The following is an 18,241-nucleotide window of genomic DNA, read 5'->3' on the forward strand; positions in this document are numbered from 1 at the left end:
CTCGGTGCGCTCCTCGCTCCCGACGGTCGCTGCGGTGCTTCCGTCGTCGTGCGTCGTCGATCGGCCCGGCCCCTTTCAGTCCCACCCGCCGCGGGTGGACGGTCGGCAGGCAATCGCCGGTGGAGTGGCGAATCGGCTACGTATCGATCTCTCCCTTGGCCTCGTCGGCGTACTTGTCGGCGAGCCGGACCGGTTCTGGGAGTTTGTACGACGAGGAGAGCGCGAGTGCGATGTCGGCCGCCGTCTCGGGGCCCACGCGGTGGCCGGGGCTGACGTAGAGCGGGTTGATATACCGGTTCGGGGAGTCGTACTGGCGCGTCTGGACCGCATAGCCCAGCAGGGTACCGTCGGGCGCGTCGACCCTCGAGTTCGCTTCGATACCGATCGTCGTCCCCTCGAGGAGGTCGTCGGTATTCTCACGTGGAGTACCACAGAGCAGGCTCTTGGCGACGCCGACGCTTGGCACGTTCCGGACCACGCCGATGTGGGTCGCGATCCCGGCCTGCCGGAAGTGAATCCGACCGCTGCCGTCGAACAGGAACAGGTCGGGCTCGACGGACAGTTCCTCGAGCGCCGCGAGGATCGGCCGCCCCTCGCGAAAGGAGAGCAGGCCGGGGATGTAGGGGATCTCGAGGTCGGTCACCGCGTGGACGCGCTCGATCACCTCGCCGCCGCGGGTCGCGACGACGGCGCTCAAGGCGCGGTCCTGCTCGCCGTCCTCGTTCGTCAGGAACGACTGATCGACGCCGACGACGACCGGTTGCTCATCGCCGCTCGCCGCGGCCTCGAGCGGGTTCGACAGCACGGCTGGATCGAACGACAGATCGTCCTCGAAGGTCGCGACGGAAGCGATCTCTCGCTGGAGCGACTCCATCTCCGCACGTGAGAGCGAGCCGTCGGGAGCGAGGTCGGGACGGGGCTGGTGCATTCGGTCAGGGGTAGACGCCGGGCGAAAATCAGTTACAGGGTCCTGGGGCGAGTGCGGGCGTCAGAACCGGCCGCGGCCGGGCCCGCCCGGACCACCGGGCCCGCCGGGACCGCCACCGCCGCCGCCGAACTCGAGGCGACTGGGCGCGCTGACGTTGCGGTTCTGTTTGACGTACTGGCCGTAGGCGAGCCCGATCACGAGGCCGACGAGGTGGGCGCCGTGGGCGATACCGCCGCCGCCGGTCGCGCCGGTGAGGAAGAAGACGCTGATGAAGGCGTAGCCGGCGGTCAGCAGCCAGATTGGGACGGGAAGGATGAAGTAGAGATAGACCTTCAGACCGGGGTTCAGGACAGTCAGGACGCCCATGATCGCGAGGGCAGCGCCGCTGGCTCCGAGAACGGCGGTCGGACTCCCTTGGGCGACGGAGATCGCGATCTGGCCGAGGCCGGCGAGGACGCCGCTGACGATGAACAGGGCCGCGAAGTTCCGCGAGCCGACGTACCGCTCGACGAGCGGCCCGAAGAAGAATATCACGATGCTGTTCCCGACGATGTGCAAGAAGCTCCCATCGGGGAGGAGGAACGGCGAGTGGGAGAAGACAGACGTGACCCACGTCCAGACGTACTCCGGATGCTGGGACGAGAGGACGAACAGCGACTGATGGAGTTCCAGACCGCTGATGAGGAGTGTGAAAATCTGGAGGGCGTAGGTGACCCAGATCAGAAGCAAGAACGTGTAGGTCATGTTCCCGCGGAAGTACGCCAGCGGGCCGCCCGGGCCAGTGTCGATCGGGAGTTTGTCCATGATCCCGGAGGCCCGGGACGTCCCCCCGCCGGAGCCGACGCTGTCGTCGAACCCGCTGTCGAAGACGCCCTGCGGGTCGTTCCAGTTCTCGAGTCCCGAGCAGTCGTGGTTCTCGGGCAGCCGATGGTCGCCACAGTAGGTGCCGCCGCAGTGACGACAGTTATACGGCATGTTTTCGTCGTTCCCACACACGTCGCACTTCGCCATTGATCGGGGGTATGTGCGGCGTCGCTAAGGGATTTGGGGTTTAGCCGCCATTTCTCTCCGAGTCCCGCTCCCTGAGAGATCTGTACCGAAGTGTCGCCGGGAACGAGGTGGTATCAGAGTCAATATTCGCGTCCCGGTATGCACTCGGCCATCGTCTGGACGGGGGTCACCCGGCCGATGCACACCACGACCAGAAGCGTTCGAATGTCGGTGACTCGAGACGAACTATTGCTGGAAACCGGAGTGCCGCGAGGAACACGAATCTCGCCTAGGGTAACGTGTCCGGCGGAGATAATTATATATTATAATTTAAGATATTCCCATATGTTTCGACACATGATTATATTATGCAATGAAAGACGAAAACGGGGACTCAAACGGCGGCCGGAACAGACGAAGCGTACTGAAGACAGTCGGCACCACCTAAAGAAACGACAACAGTATACTAACAACAATGGATGATATTATCGACGCCGACCTCGTGAATTACAGTCGCGGAGTTCTGGCTCTCGTACTCGGCGGCCTCTTGACGCTGTTCAACTACGGAGACGGCGTCGTGACTGCGATGGACGGAGTGCTGTGGTTCGCATACGTCACCGCCGTTGGGTATGTGATACTCACCGTCTTTGCGATCGTCTCCGCTCGCATCTGGGACTAGGGTACCACGACGAGGGTCGAAGACCGATATCGGTGACCTGATTCGGCACCGTTCACGGTCGCTGTCAGCGCGCACACCCATCCGAGCGGACTGTACATTTTTGCCTCCCCATCCCCCACGTTCCGGTGTGCAAGAGTACGAGCGCAAGCAACTGCTCGAGCGCGTCGAGCGCGAGGGCGCGACCGTCGGCGCGGACATCCCGGAGACGATCTCGGTCCAAGGCGAGGAGATCGATCTCCGGACCTTCGTCTTCGAGATCAAGCGCCGCGAGACGGTGCCGTCCGGCGAACGCGATCGCGTCGAACAGGCCAAGCGGAACCTGCGACGCGAGCGGCTCGAGCGACTCGAGCGGATCGAGGAGGGCGCGATCACCCGCGAGGAAGGCGAGGCACTCGCCCAGAGCATCATCGGCATCGACCGGGCGTTGAACGCCCTCGAGAGCCTCGGCCCGACGGATCTCGAGCGCGAGCAACGGGCCAAGCAGGCCCAGGACCGCAAGCGCTGGATGTCCTTCCTGAAGAAGGCGCTGGGTCGGGAGGACGACGGGGCCTCCCGGAGGGGCCGATGACGACCAACGCCGAGATCGCGGCCCGATTCGAGGAGTTCGCCGACCTGCTCGAGGCCGACGACGTCGAGTACAAGCCCCGCGCCTACCGGCGCGCGGCCGAGAACGTCCGGGCCCATCCCTCGCCGATCGCGGACCGAGTCGCGGACGGCGATCGTGAAGTCCTCGAAAACATCGACGGCGTCGGCGACGCCATCTCGTCGAAGATCGTCGAGTACGTCGAGACCGGCGAGATCGAGGAACTCGCGGAACTGCGGGCCGAGCTGCCGATCGACATCGCCGACATCACCCGCATCGAGGGCGTCGGTCCGAAGACCGCCGGGAAGCTGTATCGGGAACTCGGGGTCGAGACGCTGGACGACCTTGAGGACGCCGCCGAAGCGGGCGAGATACAGGACGTCAAGGGCTTCGGTCCCAAAACCGAGGCGAACATCCTCGAGAACCTCGAGTTCGCCCGAACGGTCGGCCAGCGCCAGCTCCTGGGTGAGGCCCGGCCGCTTGCTGACGACGTCCTCGCGTACCTCGAGGGCCTCGAGGCAGTCGAGCGGTGTGAAGTCGCGGGTTCGATCCGCCGGTGGCGCGAGACGATCGGCGACGTGGACGTCCTCGCGGCGACCGAAGACGGCGAGGCGGTCGTCGAGCAGTTCGTTTCGTGGGAGTCGGTCGACGACGAGATCGAATCCGGCCCCGAGAAGGCAAGCGTCCGCGTCGGCGAGAGCCGTGTCGACCTGCGGGTCGTCGTCCCCGCGGAGTTCGGCTCGGCGCTGCAGTACTTCACGGGGAGCAAGGACCACAACGTCGCCCTGCGCAACTACGCGATCGACCGCGGGATGAAGTTGAACGAGTACGGGGCCTTCGACGTCAGCGACGTGGAAGACCACGAAGCGGGCCAGCGCGTCGGCGACCGCGTCGCGGGTGAGACCGAGGCGGGCATGTACGAGGCGCTCGGGCTTGCGTGGATCCCGCCCGAACTCCGGACCGATCGCGGCGAGATCGACGCCGCCGAGAACGACGTGTTACCGGCCCTGCTCGAGCGCGGCGATATCCGCGGCGACCTGCATACCCACACCGAGTGGTCCGACGGCAACACCTCGATCGAGGCGATGGTCGAGGCCGCCGCCGAGCGGGGCTACGACTACTTCGGCATCGCCGACCACGCCGAGGGACCGGGCGTCGTCGGCGATATGGGCCTCGCCGACGACGAGATCCTCGAACAGGTCGAGGAAATTCGCGCGGTCGGCGACGACGCCGAAATCGAGGTCTTCGCGGGGATCGAGGCCAACGTCGACGCCGCGGGCGAGATCGACCTCTCCGACGACGTGATCGACGCGCTGGACGTGATCGTCGCCTCGACCCACAGCGCCCTGAGTCAGGACGCCGAGACCGCGACCGAGCGGCTCGTCCGCGCCGTCGAGAACCCGACGATCGACGTGCTTGGCCACCCCAGCGGCCGCCTGCTCAACGAGCGCTCCGGCCTCGAGTTCGACGCGACCGCGCTCGGGGCGGCCGCCGCCGACCACGACACCGCCCTCGAGGTCAACAGCAATCCCCGGCGGCTGGATCTCTGGGGCAGCGCCGTGCAGGCGGCCATCGACGAGGGCGCGGTGATCGCGGTCAACACCGACGCCCACCGGCCCGCGACGCTCGAGTACATGCGCTGGGGCGTCCACACCGCGCGGCGCGGCTGGGCCGAGCCCGACGACGTGATCAACGCCTGGGAACTCGCCGAGTTACGGCAGTTCCTCCACTGATACGTCTTCTGAACCGCCATGCGACTTCTCCTCGATCTCATGTGCGGCGGGCTCCGTGCCTATCTGCGGATGTGTAACCACGACACCGCCTACGCCGGCGACCGCGGCCTCGAGGCCGACGACGATCTCCTCGCCGTCGCCCGAGACGAGGACCGAACCGTCGTCACGCGAGGCGTCGCCCTCGCGGCCCGCGCCGACGAGTCGATCCTCCTCGAGAGCCGCGACGTCGAAGCACAACTCGCCGAACTCGACGACGCGGGCGTCGATCTCACGCTGGCCGACGACCCCGCGTTCTGCGGACGGTGTAACGGCCCGCTCGAGTCGGTCGATCCAAGCGCGTCGACGCCGGAGTACGCGCCCGATCCGTCGGACCTCGAGAGCTGGGTCTGTCGGGACTGCGGCCAATACTTCTGGCAGGGGAGTCATTGGGACCGGGTCGCGGAGACGCTCTCGAGGGTGGGCGACGCCGACGGGGCGCAGTAGTACGGGTTCGCCGTTCGGAATGGAATCGAGTGATCGAATCGCTTGGTACAGTTCGCTGGTTTCTGAACGGCGTCGAACTGAAAACCTATATCTGGCACGTGCGTAGATTCGTTCACGATGCAATTCTGCGACGGGTGTGGTTCGATGATGCACACGGAGGGCGACACGTGGGTGTGTCGCTCTTGCGAGAACGAGGAACCGCGGGACTCGCAAGCGGAAGCGGCGATGGCGACCCGGGAGGGGCAGCAAGACGATGGGGCACCCGACGTGGCCGACGCGACCCAAGCCTCCGCCGAGACGATGCAGGAGCCCTGTCCAGCGGACGACTGTGACAGCGAACAGGCCTACTCCGAGATGATGCCGAAGCCGGGCGGTTCCTACGAGGTTCGGCTGTTAACCTGCATCGAGTGTGGCCACAAGTGGCGCGAGTCCTGACGTCGCACCTCGCAAACCCTCACCCCTGCATCTTGCACGAGCGTCGTCTCAACTGGTGGCTGAATCACGTCTCCTGCGCGATATTGTTTACCTATGCTGAACGCATATTCCGAACGCCATTTAAATGAAAATTGCATTCCATTTAGGGGAACGGATGACGACTGCGTGCCGCTCAGTCGAACCCGTCGGTCCCGGGCAACAGATGCGCCTCGAGAACGTCCTCGTCCAGTTCGATCCCCAGCCCCGGCTCGGTCGGCACGTCGATGTAGCCGTCCTCGATGAGCGGCCCTTTGCGTGCGAGCAGGTCGTCCCACCAGTCCACCTCGAGGGCGTGATATTCCAGCACGTCGGCGTTGGGGACGGCGGCACAGAGGTGGACACAGGCCATCGTACCGACGGGGCTACAGACGTTGTGCGGCGAGAACGGAATGTAGCGCTCCTCGGCGCGCTGGGCGATCCGTTTGGACTCGGCGAGGCCGCCGCAGGTGGTCGGGTCGGGCGTGATCACGTCGACTGCGTAGTCGTCGAGCAGGTCGCTCAGTTCGTGGATACGAAAGCGGTTCTCGCCCGTTGCCAGCGGCGTCTCGGTCCGCCGGGCGACTTCCCGCTGGGCGTCGGTCTCCTCCGGCGGGACGAGGTCCTCGAGCCACATGAGGTCGTAGGGCTCGAGTGTGCGGGCGAGGCGGACGGCGCTCTCGACGGTGTAGTCCCAGTGGCAGTCGAAGGCGAGATCGATCTCGCGTCCGACGGCGTCGCGGACGGCTTCGACGACCGAGACTTTGTGGTCGATCGCGGCGTTGGTGAGCCGGCCATTATAGGGATCGGGCTCGTTGTCCCGTTCCATGTCGAGGTCGAACTTGATCGCGTCGAAGCCCATGTCGACGACGCGCTCGGCTTCGGCGGCGTAGGCCTCGGGGGTGTAGGCGTCCGCGTCGGCGTACTCGGTGAACCCGCCGTCGTCGACCGCGTAGGCCTCGCCGGCGTGGCAGTCGCAGTAGAGCCGGACCCGATCGCGATAGCGCGAACCCAGCAATTGGTAGACCGGTAGGTCCAGGATCTTCCCGGCGGCGTCCCAGAGCGCGATCTCGATGCCCGAGGCGGCGGTGACGACTTTTCCCGTCGTCCCGCCGTGGCCCGACGTCTCCTGCACGATGCGCCGGAACAGCCGTTCGACGTCCAGCGGGTTCTCGCCGACCAGAAACCGGTTCGCGTACTCGATCAGCTCCGGGACGCCGCCACCGCGATAGGCCTCGCCGATCCCCGTCACGCCCGCGTCCGTGTGGACTTTCACGAGGTTCCACTCGAAGTTTCCGTCGACGACCGCCGATTCGATTCCGGTGATCGCGACGTCGTGACCCGCCGGGCGATCCGTGGCGTGGTTCGAGAAGTCCCTCACCGCCGATCACCGACGACGACGGTGGTACTGGGTTCCCGGTCGAACGACGACGCGGCGAGACGGGGACTCGAGATCATCGTGGGAGGTACTGGCACACGTTCGCACGTCAAACCACCGGCTCGAGCATCGATGGCGGGCGGCATGCGGTCCGGGCGGTACTAATAGACGGCGGCGTCGTCAAACCGCCCGTCGTAGGCGATATGCTGTGGATGGGTCGGCTCGGTTCCCGAGAGGAAGAGCCGGTCGACCTTCTCCCAGGTGTTCTCGTAGACGAGATTGCCGAGTTCCGAAGCGGTCGTCGACCAGCGATACGGCCCGTCGTCGTAGATCACGCGGCGAGCGACCCCGTCGTCGAACGCCTCGAGGAGGTCGGCTTCCGTCTCGATCGCGGCCTCGAGGGCGGTGTGGGCGACCCCGACGGACCGCGGGAGGTGTGCGTACGACGACGTGAAGGGTGGCAGCGAGAGGGAGTCGGCGAGGTCGCGGGCACGTCGGTTATCCCACGGGAAGTGTCGCGGGTTGAAGATCTCGATGGCGTCGATCACGTCGGCGTACCGGCGCAGATCCGCCTCGGCAAGGCTCACGTTCGCAAACTCCGGATGCGGGACGAGTACCGTCGCCCCCTGGCGATCGAACTCGGCCATCGCCGTCTCGAGCGGGATGAAATCGGGAACCGGCTCCTCGAGGCCCAGCGCGAGGACGTGTTTGCGGTTCCGCCACGTTCCGGTGAACACCTCGCGGGCGGGGATCACCAGCAAGTCGTCGTCGGAATAGGCCGCCGCCCGCTCGCGGACCTCCGGAAGCCGTGTGAAATGCGGTGCGTAGACGATCGCGTCGAGACCGGCCCGTTTTGCCCGCTCGACGACGCGATCGGTCAGCACCTTCACGTGGGGGTCGACTCGGTACGTCACTCCTCGATCACGCCCCCCACTTTCGGGACAGCCGAGTTATGAATTCTGATTCGGCGGCCGCTCGGCCACCTGTCTTCCGACCGATGGGCTCGGCTGCGAAAGGATGATTAGGGCGGCCGTGCGAGTTCCGGTATCGAATGGCCTGGGAATGCGGAATCGACGGCTGTGGATCGGTCTTCGAAGACGTCGAGTCGGCCGTCGTCCATCAGGCGACGGAACACCAGCGCCGCGAGTGTAAGGTCTGTGGCACCGTCGTCCCCGACGGTTACCTCGCGATCCGACACGCCTTCACCGAACATAGCCGCGCCGAGTACGTCCGCGCCTACGGTGCCAGCTCCGAAGCGGTCCGTGAACGCGAGGAGTTGCTCGAGGAGATCGAATCGGTCGCGGACATGAAAACGATCGCGAACGAACTGAAGCGGTAACGACAGTCGTTGTCCCTGCCGTGGCGTCCTCCCTCTCGTCGGCCGCTCGCGTCGGGTTACAGCACCGTCAGTAGTTGTCGATAATCGCCGAGACGCAGCCGGAACTCTCCTTGTAGGAGGTGTGGTCGGGGACGGCGTCGCTCACGTCGACATCGGCGTAGTTGCTCGCCGTCTCCCCGTCGGAGAACCAGCCGCCGCAGTCGGCCGGCCCGCTCCCGAGTCGGGCGATGCTGTCGTTAGTCGAGTAGTAGTTGTGGACCGCGCCGGCCGAGGACTCGATGGCATCGTAGAAGTCCCCGCTCTCACAGGGGGCGTCGTCCACCTCGTAGGAGCCGATGCTGTCCGCCGTCTCGACCGTGAACGCGCCGCCGATGGCCGCGAGCGTCTCCATCTGGACGATCCCGCCCATCGAGTGGCCGAGGATGCGGATCGTCGTGTTCGGATTCGCGTTCGTGTAGTCGCCGAGCCAAGCGGCGAAGGCGTCGCCGGTGTCTCGAGCGCTCGCTTCGGCCGACCAGGGGAGGCCGCTGTCGTCCCACGTGACCGCAGTTACGGTCTCGGTATAGCCGAGATCTCTGGCGGTCTGTTGGAAGGTCGCGGCCTCGCTGACGCTGGCCGACGATCCCGTATAGCCGTGGACGTTGAACACCACCTCGTCCTCGTTCTGGGGTGCATCGTCGATGCTGGGCGTCCCATACCGGAAGTCGACCTCCATGATCTCGTCGGTGTCGGCCGCGACCGACCCCGACGCGACGCTCAACCCGGTCCCGGCGACGACCGTTGCCGCCGTCGTCCGCAGCATTCGCCGCCGCGAGAGCGTCGTCGTCTCGCTGTTCCCCGCAGTCGAATCCGTGTGTTTCTCGTGAGTCATCAGTTATCGTTCGCGTTGTGGTAGCGAACGACAATCCCATTCTCGTGTCCGTCGTTACCGCTTTATCTTCGGAACTGAGCGTGTTTATGTGAGGGCGGACGACCGGCACCGGTCGTTTCGTCTCGATCCACTGCTGGTCGGTTTCGCGACCCGCTGAATCTCCGGGCTGGAGTGACGAGGGATACCACTGGCCCGGTTTTATCGCGATGTCGGAAGGCCGTAGACAGCCACATCCGTGGTTACCGCTCCTCGCAAAATGTAGTAGAAAACGCCCTCGGCGCGAGCGGAGCGAGCGCCGAGCGAACCAACTCGCTATCGCTCGTCGGAATCCAGCACGCGAATCTGGTCGCCCCGAACCGTCACCGGAATCGGAACCGTCGCCTCGTACAGTTCGACGGTCACCTGATCCTTGCCCTCGTCGATGCGCTGGACCTGTGCCTTCTCGCCTTTGAACGGCCCGGCGATGAGTTCGACGATGTCGCCCTCGGCGATCCCCTCGACGTCCGGCTTCGGCGAGAGGAAGTGTTCGACTTCGGAAATGTCTGACTCGCCGGGGACGATGCTGCGGGCGTGGGGAATGTCCTCGAGGACACGGTTGAGGACGGCGTTGCCCTCGGCTTCGACCATCACGTAGGAGGTCAGCGAGTCGGGGGCCAGCGCCGCGTGGATCTCCGGCTCCTCGCGGTTGATGATCATGTCGGCGACGGTTCGTTCCTGACTCGCCGTCGTTTTGACAGCGTAGATCCCCATTAGATGCCACCACCGCCCGAGATGAACAGCATAATCGCGCCGATGATGAAGCCGACGAGGCCAACCAGGAAGATCCCCGCACCGGCGATCTTCGACACTTGGAGGAACTCCTCGGTCGTGGGTGTCGTCGCCATTTTCAACACCCGAACGTACGAGGTGAGGTCGTAGGGAACGTCCATATCTGTCTATTCACAGCGCGGGGTCTTTTATCTGTCTTTCGTGTCAGCCGAAGGGTTGCCACGATCGCCCCCGCTCAGCGGGCCGACTCGAAGCAGCTATCGACGTTGCACTCGACGGCCCCGCGTCCAAACCGCTCGTCCCCCAAGCGCCGCCGCATGGCCGAAGACGATACCGACAGAACCGACGAGTACGAGGCCGAACGGGAAGCCGAAATCGAAGACGAACTCGAGCGGATCGACCGTGATCCCGACGAGGTCGACGACGGCGACGGTGCCCTCGGGACGCAGAACGCGCCTCGCGAGGACGCGGAGACCCTCGAGGAAGCGGAGGGAGACGCCGAGGCGGAGTGACGCCGGACGACTCGCCGACCGTGACGCGAGCGGTTCGGAACTGGCAGTCACCACGACTCGAACCGGGGGTTACGATGGCAACCGATAGCAGTCAGGGCCGGGGGCCCGGCGGTCGCTCGCCCGGACCCGGACCGCCCGGAATCGGGGGCCGCTGCCGTTCCGGCTCCGGCCGGAAGCCAAGCGTCAGTTCGACAGTTTCCCGCTCGCCGTCGCGGACGATCTCGACGTCGACCGTCTCGTCCGGCGACGCCTCGAGCGCGAGATACGAGGAGAGTTGGTCCTGCGTGGGGATCGACGTCCCCTCGATGGCGACGATCACGTCGCCGGTCCCGGGCCGTCCCGTCGCTGCCGGCTCGAGGACGCCGTCAGCGGGGGAGTCCGGGACGACCTCGGCGACCAATACGCCGATCGCGTCCTCGAGACCGATCTCCTCGGCGATGCTCGGCCCGACCGGCTGGACCCCGACCCCCATGTACGGATGCTCGTAGCTGCCGTCCTCGATTAGTGCGGGGACGACTCGGATCGCCAGTTGCGCGGAGATCGCGAAGCCGATGGTCTGTCCGGCCCCGGCGAAGACGATGCCCAGTACCTCGTTGTCGAGGCTCACGAGCGGCCCGCCGCTGTTACCGGGGTTGATCGGCGCGTCGGTCTGGATCGCGGCCGGAATCGAGAACCCGGTCGGACTGGGGAGCGCCCGATCGAGTCCGCTGACGATCCCCTGCGAGACGGAGGCATCGAGCCCCAACGGATTGCCGATCGCGAGTACCTCCTGGCCGATCACCGGCTCCGCATCGGCCAGCGAGAGGCCGTCGGCAACGTCGGGGACCGTCTCGACCTCGAGGACGGCGAGATCGCTGTAGATGTCGGTGCCGACGACGGCGGCCGTCCGCCACTCGCCGTTGTTGAACTGGAGTTCGATCTCACCCTCACCGGCAGCCTCGACGACGTGGTTGTTCGTCAGGACGTATCCGTTCTCGAGGACGAATCCGGTACCGATCCCGCCTCGACCACCACCGTCTGGCGCGCCCATCCCGGCGACGGACACCAGTACGACGGAGTCGATCGCCGCCTCGTACACCGCCGCGTACTCGCTGTCGACGTTGGGACCGTTCCCCGACGCGCTCGAGTCGCCGTCGTCCTGTGCAGCGCCGGTTCCCGCCCCGCCGAGGCCCAGCGCCGCGATGGTGCTGATCGTTCCAGCCGTCCGCAAGAACCGTCGTCGCGTCCGTTCGTTCGATGGCACGCGGGTAGCCACCCCGACGATCGACATAAAACGGGAGCCGGCAGGGGCAGCCGATCGGCTCCGAACAGCAGGGTCAGGCCTCGTCGAAGAGAACCTCTCCCTCGACCGCGTGTTCCGCGACGGCGTCCATATCGAGCGTGACGCCCAGGCCGGGCTCCTCGGGAATTTCGATGGAGCCGTCCTCGATGACCGTCTCCTCGACCAAGTCCTCCCACCAGCCGAGTTCGTAGGAGTGGTACTCGACGGCCAGGGCGTTCGAGATGGCCGCGCCGACGTGGGCGCTGGCGACCGTCGCGACCGGCGAGGCGACGTTGTGCATCGCGACCGGCACGTAGTACATGTCCGCCAGATCGGCGATCTTGCGGGTTTCGCGCATCCCGCCGACCTTCGGCATGTCGGGCGCGATGATGTCTACCGCCTGCTCCTCGAGCAGGCGGCGCTGGCCGTGTTTCCGGTAGACGTTCTCGCCGACGGTGATCGGCGTCGTCGTCGACTGCGTGATTTCGCGTTGCACGTCGTGGTTCTCCGGCGGCACGGGGTCCTCGAGCCACCAGACGTCGTACTCCTCCAAGCGCTTCGCGAGCCGCTTGGCGCTGCCGCCGGAGAAGCTCCAGTGGCAGTCGAAGGCCACGTCGGCCCGGGAACCGACGCGCTCGGTGACCGCCTCGACGATCGAGGCTTTGTGTTCGATTTCGGGGGCCCGGAGGTGGCGGTTCGCGCGGTCTTTCTCGTGGCCGCTGGGCACGTCGAGGTCGAACTTCAGGGCGTCGTAGCCCAATTCCTCGACGACGCGCTCGGCCTCGTCCGCACAGGCGATCGGATCCGCCTCCTCTTCTGTATGGCAGTCACAGTAAACCCGAACCTCGTCGCGGTACTTGCCGCCCAGCAGCTGGTAGGCCGGCACCTCGAGGATCTTGCCGGCCAGATCGTGCAGGGCAACCTCGATGCCCGAAATCGCGGTGACCGTGACGCCGCCGATCGAGCCCTCGCCGGACATCTTCTGGACGAGGTGTTCGGTCAGCCGATCGATATCGAGTGGGTTCTCCCCCTGCAGGAAGGGTTTCATCCGCTCGATCAGTTCCGGCGCGCCGGCCCCCCAGTAGGCCTCGCCGGTGCCGACGATCCCCGCGTCCGTGTAGATCCGCACGAGGGTCCACGGGAAGTTGCCGTCGACCATCGTCGTCTGGACGTCAGTGATCTCGACGTCGCGCCCGCCGCCGCGCTCGCTCGTGACTCCCATCGTCTCCGCCGAGAGGTCCCGCATCGTGTACTCGGCGTTCGGGTCGTGTAGCCTCGAGTAATCGACTCCCATAGTCGGACGTTCACTCGCACGATAGTAATAACTGTCACCTGCGGTGGGCGGGGTTACGCAGTCGTGCCGGACGGGACGGAGTATCCTGGCCGGTTCACGTACTGGACTCGTCCGAAACGGCGTCCGTGGCCGCTACCACCCCGTCAGCCTCGAGAGCCAGTGTCTCTCATCCTGGGTGGTAAAGAGCGACCAGGCGACCGGTTACGCGACCGTCGAACTCACCTATGATGAGGATGCGACAAAATCGGAAGAGGAGTTCAGACTGCTTGATTGATCACGATGTCGGACCCGCCAAGGCCGCCGATGTGTTCGAGATAGTCGTCTCGACGTGAGTAAACATCAATCTAACATATATTCTCCCGTGGTTATAAGACCACAGGTGAATATTTTAAACTGCTATTGAAAATAACTGTGAATTAGAGCTTCAGGCGCGAGAAATCGGAAGGTAGCCGAGGCCGCCCGCAGCTAATATCACTCCAAATAGAATATAAGCAAAGACACCTACAAATTCGATAGTATCAGATGCATTAAAGAGTTCTAAGATGCCTCCACCCACAAAAATCAGAGATATACCGAGAATACAAGCGGTTAGTAGTATATCAACCATTGCATCTTTGACGGCTGTATGAATGATCCTATAGAGGTCCTGTTCATCAAATTCGGGTGGTGTACCCTCATCTCTTCCTGTGCTGGAATCCATTGGCCCACATATTATTCAGTTATACTGTCTTAAAAAAGTGCAAGATGAATACTAATAAGTATTTGGAATATGAAATATATCTTATATTTGCATGCTAAAGGTTTAGTTAAATCCGCTAATCTTACCCCTTTATAAGGTTTTTCCGAAGTCTTTTGCCAGTCCCATTCCAGTCACCAGACAATCTGGTGTACAATCGGTCAGTAACTAAACAACTCAATCCAGTCTTCGTTATCGCACATCTATCAAATTTTCCGGTTGCATCCGAAACGAAGAAATTCCCATCAGCTCGTTTTGTAATCTTCTTATCTTCGTTCCCCTCATAATTCCATTTGGCCGGAGGAACAATCCTACCCTTACCCGAAGCACTAGCGTTCATCGCTTTTACAGTCTTTCCAGGATTATATTCCCATTCAATCGAATGGGTGAACGTGAAAGCATGTACTGAGTAATCGATTACTGGAACCTTGATTTTGGCTTTTGCTGAATCCTTATATGATGCGGGCTTTCCTACAGCGGAAGATTGTACCGAAGTAGCAGATACAGTTGATTCCTCGACAGTCTGAGCAGAGGATGTATGTTCAACAACCATCTCTCCTTCTGATAGTAGTTCATTTACCGCCTCTATTTGCTCCGAGGAGAGGTCGTTAGCTACTTCTTTATTCAAATCGTTTAGAATAGATTTTTCAATTGCTTTATTCTGAACAATGTTCTCTACTTCCTGTACATTCTGATCCGATTGTTTGACAAATCTGGCAACCTCTTTATTCTCTGTTGGATCGAAGGTGGTGTCTGGTAGATATTGGTTACAGTCTCTATGGTTTGCCGCCGCCGTTCCCGTAGCACTAATCGCAAGACCGCTTACAGGAATTGCTTTGAGAATTGACCTTCTAGTTCTACGCTGCTGGTCAGTAACCATGCCCACACTTTTCAACGCCCTACATATTAAATTATCTTAGTATATTAGTTACATAGTTAATATTATATATTTGCTAACTGTTCCGCAAAGATCCGCGTTCAGTTGTACTTGGTCTGCAGTCTAGAAATAGTATCGCTGGTTTAGTCGTCGAAATACTGCCGGCGCGTCGATCCTCACGGTCTGGAGCCATCGCTCAAGTCCTTGGGGAAGTTTGCGCTGTCCGGGACCGTCCGTTCGACGATCGAATCGGGGAAGCCTTCAGTATCGGCGACGCCGCCGATGGTAATTCGAACGTGTCTTTCGTGCTATAAAACATCGAACCTTCCCCTTCTCAAACTTGCATGAAACCAGCTTATCTGAACACTACCCACAGTGTCTCGGAGAATCCTAATAATTCGTTCATGATCGCGAAAATACGACAGGCACCGTCAGTATCGGCTACTACTCGAGGTCGTCGGGTACGTCCTCGAGGGCGGCGTCGGTCGCTTCCATCGCGGCGAAGGCGGCCCGCTTCTCGGCCGTCCGCCGTTCGATCGCCGCCGGTCCGACGGCGAGTTCGATCCGGGTCGTTCCGTCGTCGAGCCTCGAGGTTCCGAGCAGGGTGACGGGACCGATCTCGCGGGTGTTACGGACGTGAGTCCCGCCGCAGGCGCGGGCGTCCCACGGCTCCGGCGAGCCGGTCGTCGCGGTGAACCGGCCCTTTCGCTGGCGGTCCTTCTCGTCCTCGATCGAGACGGTTCGGACGCGCCCCTTCGCCACGGCGGCGTCGTCGGCGTGGTCGTCGAAGACGACGGCGTCACGCTCACGGGCGTTGGAAACCGGCTCGTCGTCCCACGACACCGGTCGGGACTCCCAGACCACGCGGTTGACCGCCTCGTCGAGTTCCAGCAACCGCTCGTCGTCGATCATCGCCGCCGTCTCGAGGTCGACCCGGACCGTCTCGGGGCCGATCTCGAGGCCCGCGTACGAGGCGTCCTCGAGGAGACGGTCGGCGACCCCGAGCAGGACGTGAGTGGCGGTGTGAGCCCGCATGCAGTACATCCGGAAGGACCAGTCGACCGAACAGAGAACGCGGTGGCCGACCGAAAACGAGGGGGCGTCGGCCAGCACGTGGATCTGCTCGCCGTCGACCAGTTCGACGTCGGTGACTGTGATATCGCTGACCGTCCCTCTGTCGGCCGGTTGGCCAGCACTCGCCCCGAAGAAGTGGCTCCGCTCGAGCCAGACCCGTCGCCCGTCGATCGACGTCACCTCGGTCTCGAACCGCGTCGCGTACGGCTCCGCTGCCGCCCGTTGCCCGGTCATCGGTTCCAGTCGGTTCTCGGTCACTAAAAGTCTGCCCGCCGAGACCGTCGCCCGACCCGAGAAAAACTACCGGTCGCTCACTCCGCGAGCGTCACGTCCAGTCGCTCCTCGAGGGCATCGATCAGGCCGCCGCCGACGCCGGCCTGGGTCGCTCGACCCTGTTCGACCGCGAGGATGTCTTTCTCGGGTGCGCCGAGTTCCTCGGCGAGTTCCTCGCGCTGGAGGCCGGCCTCCCGTCGAGCCTCGACGAGGGCCTCGCCGTAGTCCGAGACGAGGTAGGGCAGGGGGTCGTCGTCGTAGTTGGTGCCCTCGCTCTCCCAGTGTTCGGAGTCGCCGTCCCAGACCGGGTTGGCCTTCGCGACGTTCTGGGCCGCCTTCCGCTTGCGGTTCGGTTCGTCGGTCGAGCCCGCGTCCTGCTCGCTTCGCTTTCGGTCTCCCCCGCCGTGGGCCGTCGAATCGTCGTGTGGCGCGCAGTCCGGACAGACCTCGAGTTCCGCGCCGGCGACCGACGCGAGCGTCAGCGAGTCGCTCTCGGTACCACAGAGTTCGCAGTTCGTCCCGCCGCCACCGCCGGACGAACCGGTCGAGTATTTGGCCATGCGGACGTTTGGCATCTGCCGCATTTCAACGGTTCGGTAGCGTACACGCCGTCGCGACGGACACGGGCCGCGGGGCTCCCCTCGATCGATCAGCGCCCGAACCGTTTCCTGATCGTCGCTCGCAACGGCAGCCCCAGCCCGCCGAGCAACGGCAGGACGACGACCGCCGCGATGTCGAGCGGGAGGCTGGCGACGCCCGCTGCCGCCGCGCCGACGGCCGCGAGCGGGGCAAGCACCGGGAGGACGTAGAGATACGACGGCGTCCACCCCGGGCCGCGTCGCGTGTGTCGGACGACGACGCCGAACAGCAGCGGCATGAGGACCGCACCGGCAAGCAGCGGGCCGCCGATCAGCGTCGTCGGCACCGCCACCGACAGCGCGACGACGATCGTCTCGTCGATCGTCACCGGCCCCCAGGTCTCCTCCCGGCGGACGACCCGGGAGACGAGCAGACCGAGGAACGCGAGGACGACGACACCCGCCAGCGCGCCGTACCACAGCGGCCGCTCGAGGGGCGGGGTCACGACCTCGAGTCCGCGCATGAACGCGACGGTCGTCTCGACGCCCCCACGGTCGGCCGAGAGCGCGGTCCAGAGCCCTTGCGGGTCGGCACCGATCCCGGCCAGTTCGGCCCGGAGCGAGCGAAGCGCACCCTCGTTCGCGAGCGCGAACTGGACGAGGCCGGCGGCGTAGACGATCACCGACAGCCAGAGCAGCGGCAGCGAGAAGTTCTGTCGCCGCCACCAGCGGGCGATCGGATTGGCTGTCGACCCGTCGTCACTGTCGGTCGTCCGCGATCGATCGGTACTGCCGGCAGTATCATCCGACCCGCCGGTCCGACTGCTCGTTCCCGAGCCCGTCCCGCCGCCGGTCCCCGTCGCGGTTCCGGTGGCGGTCGCACTCGAGGCGTCGGCGGTCGCGCCGGCAGCCGACGCGCCCGCGCTCGAGGTCGCGCCACCGGTTCCGGCGGCCGAGCCGGTTGCGCTCGTACCGGCGCTCGAGGTCGACGTCGAACCGCGACTCGAGGTCCCGGCGCTACTGCTCGCGGAGCCGGCCGCCGACGCGCCGGCGGCCGATGCCGACGCGGAGGCCGTCTCCGACTCCGAGTAGCTCACCTCCGTTCCCTCGTCGTCGCCGTCGTCGCTCTGCCAGACGTCGGGTGAGGGGAGGCCACTGGTCCGTTTGGCGACGTAGTCCTCGTGGCCCAGTCGGTCGTAGGCCTGTCGTTCGACGGGATCGCCGAGGATGTCGTAGGCGGTCTTGACTGCGGTGAACTGCGCCTGTGCGCGGTCGTCGTCGTTCACGTCAGGATGATAGACACGGACCTGCTCGCGGTAGGCGTCCTTGATCTCGTCCTGATCGGCGTCGGGCGAGATCTCGAGCAGATCGTAGAAGTCCTCTGTCATATGAGCGTAGGGAAGTGTAGTCTGTCCCCGAGTTGTAGGGGAGAGG

Annotated in this window: 21 protein-coding genes; 7 read left to right on the forward strand and 14 right to left on the reverse strand. The window is 64.2% G+C overall.

The genetic code is table 11. The features are described from left to right. Positions 1 to 136 precede the first annotated feature (136 nt). Both NATPE_RS09565 and NATPE_RS09570 read right to left on the reverse strand, forming a co-directional pair. Positions 137 to 928 carry an endonuclease V gene (locus NATPE_RS09565; protein ID WP_006180685.1) on the reverse strand — a complete coding sequence of 264 codons (792 nt, stop codon included), beginning with the start codon at positions 926 to 928 and terminating at the stop codon, positions 137 to 139. Between the two features lie 60 nt (positions 929 to 988). Next, positions 989 to 1,939, reverse strand: coding sequence for a rhomboid family intramembrane serine protease (locus NATPE_RS09570; RefSeq protein ID WP_006180684.1), 951 nt, complete (start codon positions 1,937 to 1,939; stop codon positions 989 to 991). 454 nt (positions 1,940 to 2,393) lie between these two features. On the opposite strand from NATPE_RS09570, the gene NATPE_RS09575 reads away from it, so the two are divergent. The 5 genes from NATPE_RS09575 (at position 2,394) to NATPE_RS09595 (ending at position 5,831) form a co-directional block, all read left to right on the forward strand. Further along, positions 2,394 to 2,597 (forward strand): hypothetical protein, encoded by a 204-nt coding sequence (locus NATPE_RS09575; protein ID WP_006180683.1) that lies wholly within the window; start codon positions 2,394 to 2,396, stop codon positions 2,595 to 2,597. Between the two features lie 127 nt (positions 2,598 to 2,724). Further along, positions 2,725 to 3,165 (forward strand): DUF5788 family protein, encoded by a 441-nt coding sequence (locus tag NATPE_RS09580; protein ID WP_006180682.1) that lies wholly within the window; start codon positions 2,725 to 2,727, stop codon positions 3,163 to 3,165. Beyond that, on the forward strand, positions 3,162 to 4,913 hold the full coding sequence (gene polX, locus NATPE_RS09585; protein WP_006180681.1) for a DNA polymerase/3'-5' exonuclease PolX: 1,752 nt from the start codon (positions 3,162 to 3,164) through the stop codon (positions 4,911 to 4,913). Before NATPE_RS09580 ends, polX begins: the two co-directional genes overlap by 4 nt. Before the next feature lie 18 nt (positions 4,914 to 4,931). Further along, complete coding sequence (locus NATPE_RS09590) at positions 4,932 to 5,396, forward strand: Mut7-C RNAse domain-containing protein (protein ID WP_006180680.1); 465 nt, start codon at positions 4,932 to 4,934, stop codon at positions 5,394 to 5,396. A gap of 117 nt (positions 5,397 to 5,513) precedes the next feature. Next, positions 5,514 to 5,831 carry an RPA12/RPB9/RPC11 RNA polymerase family protein gene (locus NATPE_RS09595; RefSeq protein ID WP_006180679.1) on the forward strand — a complete coding sequence of 106 codons (318 nt, stop codon included), beginning with the start codon at positions 5,514 to 5,516 and terminating at the stop codon, positions 5,829 to 5,831. A gap of 172 nt (positions 5,832 to 6,003) precedes the next feature. Here the strand turns inward: NATPE_RS09595 and NATPE_RS09600 are convergent, their stop codons facing one another. Continuing rightward, a complete protein-coding gene (locus NATPE_RS09600; protein ID WP_006180678.1) occupies positions 6,004 to 7,227 on the reverse strand; it encodes a mandelate racemase/muconate lactonizing enzyme family protein in 1,224 nt (407 codons plus the stop codon). Positions 7,228 to 7,385: 158 nt separating this feature from the next. Next, positions 7,386 to 8,138: a PHP domain-containing protein gene (locus NATPE_RS09605; RefSeq protein ID WP_006180677.1), complete on the reverse strand. Its 753-nt coding sequence runs from the start codon at positions 8,136 to 8,138 to the stop codon at positions 7,386 to 7,388. A 137-nt stretch (positions 8,139 to 8,275) separates the two neighbouring features. Here NATPE_RS09605 and NATPE_RS09610 point away from each other — a divergent pair, with 137 nt between their 5' ends. Then, positions 8,276 to 8,563: a DUF7565 family protein gene (locus tag NATPE_RS09610; RefSeq protein WP_006180676.1), complete on the forward strand. Its 288-nt coding sequence runs from the start codon at positions 8,276 to 8,278 to the stop codon at positions 8,561 to 8,563. 67 nt (positions 8,564 to 8,630) lie between these two features. On the opposite strand, the gene NATPE_RS09615 is transcribed toward NATPE_RS09610, so the two are convergent. From NATPE_RS09615 to NATPE_RS09625, 3 genes are all read right to left on the reverse strand, one after another. Further along, complete coding sequence (locus NATPE_RS09615; protein ID WP_006180675.1) at positions 8,631 to 9,434, reverse strand: alpha/beta hydrolase; 804 nt, start codon at positions 9,432 to 9,434, stop codon at positions 8,631 to 8,633. A gap of 312 nt (positions 9,435 to 9,746) precedes the next feature. Continuing rightward, on the reverse strand, positions 9,747 to 10,184 hold the full coding sequence (locus NATPE_RS09620; RefSeq protein ID WP_006180674.1) for a transcription elongation factor Spt5: 438 nt from the start codon (positions 10,182 to 10,184) through the stop codon (positions 9,747 to 9,749). Beyond that, positions 10,184 to 10,363: a protein translocase SEC61 complex subunit gamma gene (locus NATPE_RS09625; RefSeq protein WP_006180673.1), complete on the reverse strand. Its 180-nt coding sequence runs from the start codon at positions 10,361 to 10,363 to the stop codon at positions 10,184 to 10,186. Before NATPE_RS09625 ends, NATPE_RS09620 begins: the two co-directional genes overlap by 1 nt. A gap of 156 nt (positions 10,364 to 10,519) precedes the next feature. On the opposite strand from NATPE_RS09625, the gene NATPE_RS09630 reads away from it, so the two are divergent. After that, on the forward strand, positions 10,520 to 10,714 hold the full coding sequence (locus NATPE_RS09630; protein WP_006180672.1) for a hypothetical protein: 195 nt from the start codon (positions 10,520 to 10,522) through the stop codon (positions 10,712 to 10,714). Positions 10,715 to 10,805: 91 nt separating this feature from the next. On the opposite strand, the gene NATPE_RS09635 is transcribed toward NATPE_RS09630, so the two are convergent. From NATPE_RS09635 to NATPE_RS09655, 7 genes are all read right to left on the reverse strand, one after another. Then, positions 10,806 to 11,984: a S1C family serine protease gene (locus NATPE_RS09635; RefSeq protein ID WP_006180671.1), complete on the reverse strand. Its 1,179-nt coding sequence runs from the start codon at positions 11,982 to 11,984 to the stop codon at positions 10,806 to 10,808. A gap of 46 nt (positions 11,985 to 12,030) precedes the next feature. Continuing rightward, the gene (locus tag NATPE_RS09640; RefSeq protein WP_006180670.1) at positions 12,031 to 13,269 is read right to left on the reverse strand and encodes a mandelate racemase/muconate lactonizing enzyme family protein; all 1,239 of its coding nucleotides are present in this window, start codon (positions 13,267 to 13,269) and stop codon (positions 12,031 to 12,033) included. A 424-nt stretch (positions 13,270 to 13,693) separates the two neighbouring features. Further along, a complete protein-coding gene (locus tag NATPE_RS22250; RefSeq protein ID WP_152422569.1) occupies positions 13,694 to 13,969 on the reverse strand; it encodes a hypothetical protein in 276 nt (91 codons plus the stop codon). Positions 13,970 to 14,090: 121 nt separating this feature from the next. Further along, positions 14,091 to 14,885: a hypothetical protein gene (locus NATPE_RS22255; protein ID WP_015298998.1), complete on the reverse strand. Its 795-nt coding sequence runs from the start codon at positions 14,883 to 14,885 to the stop codon at positions 14,091 to 14,093. Positions 14,886 to 15,326: 441 nt separating this feature from the next. Then, the gene (locus tag NATPE_RS09645) at positions 15,327 to 16,190 is read right to left on the reverse strand and encodes an alanyl-tRNA editing protein (protein ID WP_015298999.1); all 864 of its coding nucleotides are present in this window, start codon (positions 16,188 to 16,190) and stop codon (positions 15,327 to 15,329) included. 77 nt (positions 16,191 to 16,267) lie between these two features. Beyond that, positions 16,268 to 16,789, reverse strand: a complete 522-nt coding sequence (locus tag NATPE_RS09650) for a helix-turn-helix domain-containing protein (protein WP_015299000.1) — start codon at positions 16,787 to 16,789, stop codon at positions 16,268 to 16,270. A gap of 89 nt (positions 16,790 to 16,878) precedes the next feature. Next, on the reverse strand, positions 16,879 to 18,195 hold the full coding sequence (locus NATPE_RS09655; protein ID WP_006180667.1) for a J domain-containing protein: 1,317 nt from the start codon (positions 18,193 to 18,195) through the stop codon (positions 16,879 to 16,881). Between the last annotated feature and the right edge of the window lie 46 nt (positions 18,196 to 18,241).

Source organism: Natrinema pellirubrum DSM 15624, assembly GCF_000230735.2.
Lineage (GTDB): Archaea > Halobacteriota > Halobacteria > Halobacteriales > Natrialbaceae > Natrinema > Natrinema pellirubrum.